Source organism: Phenylobacterium sp. (assembly GCF_044372605.1).
In the GTDB taxonomy this organism is placed as follows: domain Bacteria; phylum Pseudomonadota; class Alphaproteobacteria; order Caulobacterales; family Caulobacteraceae; genus Phenylobacterium.
Genome location: NZ_JBILRO010000289.1, coordinates 1 through 3,848, shown reverse-complemented (window position 1 = coordinate 3,848; position 3,848 = coordinate 1). Strand labels below are relative to the sequence as shown.

Below are 3,848 nucleotides of genomic sequence, written 5' to 3'. Positions count from 1 at the left end.
CTACGGCATGGTCCGCATTGAAACGCTCTGCGCCCGCTGTGGCAGCCACCAGGGCCACGTGTTTCCCGATGGCCCGCCGCCTACCCGCCTCCGGTACTGCATCAACTCGATCTCGCTGGAGTTCGTGCCCGACGGCGGAACCCTGCGCGATCCGCTTGGGCGCGGAGACAATGCCGGCCTGCAGACGGCCTAGCCGCGCACGTGGAAGGGCCGCAGCGCACTTCGCTATGGTCCTCCGGCCTGTGGGCGGTGATCGCCGCCGTGATCATGATTGTCTGGGTGGCCCGCGAGAACATCGCCGAGGACACGGCGACAGATCGAGGCCCGTTCAAATCGATCATTGACGCTGCCTCGGCGGCCGAGCGCGACCTGGTCGAGACCCTGCTGACCGAGAGCTTCGGCGTGCTGCGATCTCCGGCTTTCACCCGGAACCTGCTGTCGCTGGGCGATCGCTATCCAGTGATCTACGCCCGACCGGACAAGCAGGACGCCACCGTCGCCGACCTCGCCCGCGAGATCGCGCTGGAGCCGCTCGGATCACGCTACGCCCCGGCCATGGTACAGATCATCGGGCGGCAGGACGGCCCGGACCCCATGCGCTACCACGCCAGCGCGGGCGAAGGGGTGGGCTTTGGGCGCTATGCGGAGATGACCTTCGGACGCCTTCTGCTGGACCAGTTCCGCTCGACCGACCTCGTGGAGCGATCCTGCGCCGTAAACGCGACCGCCCATGAATACGCCCACACCATCACGCTCACGCCCATCGGATTCCGCAATGCCTTCACCGACACGCGGGTGAACCAGTCACAGATCCCGGATCGGCAATATCCCGGCACGCCCATCGCAAGCTACCTGATCGGCGCCGTCGCCCAGTGCACCTGGCTTCAGGACAAGGGCCGCATCGATGCGTCTGACGTCGGCGCCTGCGTGGAGGTCTTCGGCGTCAGCGCGTTCAGCGGCCCTCGCTGTACGGCCTTTGCTCAGGGCCAGGCGGTGACGCCCAGGCCGGGCCTGCCCCGGATGCCGCCGCCACTCTAGTCGGCGCTATCCTCGCCCCTTGTTGGCACAATGCGATTCCGTCGTGTCCGCGCGATGGCGCCGCGCGGGAGCGGGTGATCATGGCCGTCGGAACCCAGCAGGTGGTCGAGGACCTTGAACAGGAAGGCGGTCGACCAGCCTATCAGCAGCATCCCGTTCACCGCTTCAAGCACCCCGACGACCCGCCACCCTTCGGGCAGCAAGGGGCCCGCTTCGCCGACGGTGGAATAGGCATTGGCTGAGAAGTAGAGCGCCTGTTCGACAGTGGGCAGCAGTCCAAGAAACAGGTAGGCGAAGGCGTAGATCCAGATCTCGACGCCGTGCAGCACAAACAGACCCAGCACGATACCCAACGGCACAAGCAGCCGATCCAGATGCAGCCAGGCGGTGGTGAAGCGCTTGAGGTGCAACCCGACCAGCGACATCAACAGGTCTAGGCCCAGCAGGTGTGTGATCACCGTCGTCGCAACGAGACCGGTTGAGACCAGGAGCTCATGCGCCAGCGTCGTCATCAACACACAGAGTCCAGGCGCTCGACCGCCTCGAGCTTCGACCAGTCTCGCAGGTTATGGTCTCGGCCGCTTTGACCTAAAGCATATGCAGGCCGCCGTGGCCGCGCCTACAGAGGTATGTTGTCGTGCTTCTTCCAGGGGTTCGACAGCGTCTTGCCCTTCAGGTTCCGGAGCGCATTGGAAATCCGCCGGCGCGTCGAGTGGGGCATGATCACATCGTCGATGTAGCCGCGTGAGGCGGCCACGAAGGGGTTGGCGAACTGGGCCTGGTATTCGGCGGTCCGGGCCGCAATGGCGTCGGCGTCGCCGATCTCTGAGCGGAAGATGATCTCGACCGCCCCCTTGGCGCCCATCACGGCAATCTCGGCGCTGGGCCAGGCGTAGTTGATGTCACCGCGGATGTGCTTGGAACTCATCACGTCATAGGCGCCGCCATAGGCCTTGCGGGTAATGATGGTGATCTTGGGCACGGTCGCCTCGGCGAAAGCGAACAGCAGCTTGGCGCCATGGCGGATCAGGCCGCCCTGCTCCTGCTTGGTGCCCGGCATGAAGCCCGGGACGTCCACGAAGGTGATCAGCGGAATCTCGAAACAGTCGCAGAACCGCACGAAACGTGCGGCCTTGCGGCTGGAATCTATGTCCAGAACACCTGCCAGAACCTGCGGCTGATTGGCGACGATGCCTACAGGCCGGCCATCGATGCGGGCGAACCCCACCACGATGTTCTTGGCGAAGTCCGGGCTGATCTCGAAGAAGTCGGCCTCATCCACGACCTTCAGGATCAGTTCCTTCATGTCGTAGGGCTTGTTGGGGTTGGCTGGCACCAGGGTGTCGAGCGAGAGCTCCTCGCGGCCAGGCTCGTCATAACTTTCCCGGACCGGCGGTTTCTCCCGGTTGGACAGCGGCAGGAAGTCGACCAGACGACGGACCTGGGTCAGGGCTTCCAGGTCATTCTCGAACGCACCATCAGCAACGCCGGACTTCATGGCGTGGACGCGGTAGCCGCCCAGATCCTCGTGGCTGACATCCTCGTGGGTGACGGTCTTCACCACGTCCGGGCCGGTCACGTACATGTAGGAGGTGTCCTTCACCATGAAGATGAAGTCGGTGATGGCCGGCGAATAGACGTCGCCACCCGCGCATGGCCCCATGATCACACTGATCTGAGGGATCACGCCCGAGGCCAGGGTGTTTTCGAGGAAGATGTCGGCATAGCCGCCCAGCGCGGCCACGCCTTCCTGGATGCGCGCGCCGCCCGCATCAAACAGGCCGATGATAGGGGCGCCGACCTTCATGGCCTGACGCTGGACCTTCAGGATCTTTTCGGCGTGGGCGCTGGATAGTGATCCGCCGAACACGGTGAAATCCTTGGAGAACAGAAACACCGTCCGGCCATTGATACGGCCCCAGCCGGTGACCACGCCGTCACCCATGACCCGGTTGTCGGCCATGCCGAACTCATTGATCCGGTGCTCGACGAACATGTCGAATTCCTCGAACGAGCCTTCGTCGAGCAGCAGGTCGATGCGCTCGCGCGCCGTCAGCTTGCCCTTGGCGTGCTGACTGGCGATCCGCTTTTCGCCGCCGCCCATGCGCGCTTGTTCGCGACGCGTCTCAAGTTCTGCCAGGATGTGCTTCAAGTCGCCGCCCGCCCTTCACGTAACTGACGCGAAGCCCTAGTCGTGACAGCCCGGCGAGGCAAGATCACGCGGGGTGAGCCGGGGAGATGACCATGCTGATTGTGACGGGTTCGGTGACGGCCAGGGCCGATACCTTCGATGCCCTGCTTGAGGCGGCGCTGGCCCACGTGGCCCGCTCGCGCACCGAACCGGGATGCCTGACCCACAGCGTGCACGTGGACTGCGAAGACCCGATGCGACTGTTCTTCTACGAGGAATGGACGGACCGGCCCGCGCTGGACGCCCACTTTGCCGAGCCGGGGTCGGGGGAGTTTATGGCCGCGGTACGGTCGCTGGCGCAGACGAGCACGCGGGTTCGGATCCTGCCCGTAGAGGCACGGGGTTAGGCCGTCAGCCCCCTGAACCACTGATCCACCATGCTGGCCTCCACCCGAAGCCGGGCAACGCGCTCGGCGGCTTCGGTATCGATGCCCCACTGCTCTTCCTGGAAAGCCTCGTCGACGCGGGAGAGGTCGAAAGCCTCGCCACCGCTCAACCAGCCCCGCAATACCGCGATCGACAGCACCGCAGAGCCGTAGAGCGGCACAGCGAAGGCCAGGCCCGCCAGGGCGAAGTCATCCAGCGAAAGTGCGATCTCGCGGACACGCGTCAAAGTTTG

Annotated in this window: 5 protein-coding genes and 1 pseudogene; 3 read left to right on the top strand and 3 right to left on the bottom strand. The window is 64.8% G+C overall.

The genetic code is table 11. The features are described 5' to 3' along the window. Together ACIQ42_RS16925 and ACIQ42_RS16920 are read left to right on the top strand one after the other, a co-directional pair. The coding region (locus tag ACIQ42_RS16925) for a peptide-methionine (R)-S-oxide reductase (protein WP_397423409.1) at window positions 1-193 on the top strand (193 nt) is incomplete at its 5' end. 8 nt (window positions 194-201) lie between these two features. Next, on the top strand, window positions 202-1,038 hold the full coding sequence (locus ACIQ42_RS16920; protein WP_397423408.1) for a hypothetical protein: 837 nt from the start codon (window positions 202-204) through the stop codon (window positions 1,036-1,038). Here the strand turns inward: ACIQ42_RS16920 and ACIQ42_RS16915 are convergent. Both ACIQ42_RS16915 and ACIQ42_RS16910 read right to left on the bottom strand, forming a co-directional pair. Continuing rightward, window positions 1,035-1,550: a hypothetical protein gene (locus ACIQ42_RS16915; RefSeq protein ID WP_397401945.1), complete on the bottom strand. Its 516-nt coding sequence runs from the start codon at window positions 1,548-1,550 to the stop codon at window positions 1,035-1,037. The genes ACIQ42_RS16920 and ACIQ42_RS16915 overlap by 4 nt on opposite strands. A gap of 107 nt (window positions 1,551-1,657) precedes the next feature. Then, the gene (locus ACIQ42_RS16910; RefSeq protein ID WP_397423407.1) at window positions 1,658-3,190 is read right to left on the bottom strand and encodes an acyl-CoA carboxylase subunit beta; all 1,533 of its coding nucleotides are present in this window, start codon (window positions 3,188-3,190) and stop codon (window positions 1,658-1,660) included. 86 nt (window positions 3,191-3,276) lie between these two features. On the opposite strand from ACIQ42_RS16910, the gene ACIQ42_RS16905 reads away from it, so the two are divergent. Beyond that, window positions 3,277-3,576 (top strand): putative quinol monooxygenase, encoded by a 300-nt coding sequence (locus ACIQ42_RS16905; protein WP_397423406.1) that lies wholly within the window; start codon window positions 3,277-3,279, stop codon window positions 3,574-3,576. On the opposite strand, the pseudogene ACIQ42_RS16900 reads toward ACIQ42_RS16905, so the two are convergent. Beyond that, window positions 3,573-3,848: pseudogene (locus ACIQ42_RS16900) on the bottom strand (ATPase); the annotation flags it as partial. The gene ACIQ42_RS16905 and the pseudogene ACIQ42_RS16900 sit on opposite strands and share 4 nt — an antisense overlap.

Bases quoted from the DNA above. Each gene is read 5' to 3' on its own strand.
- ACIQ42_RS16905 (WP_397423406.1), top strand. From the start codon at position 3,277: ATGACCATGCTGATTGTGACGGGTTCGGTGACGGCCAGGGCCGATACC.
- ACIQ42_RS16915 (WP_397401945.1), bottom strand. From the start codon at position 1,550: ATGACGACGCTGGCGCATGAGCTCCTGGTCTCAACCGGTCTCGTTGCG.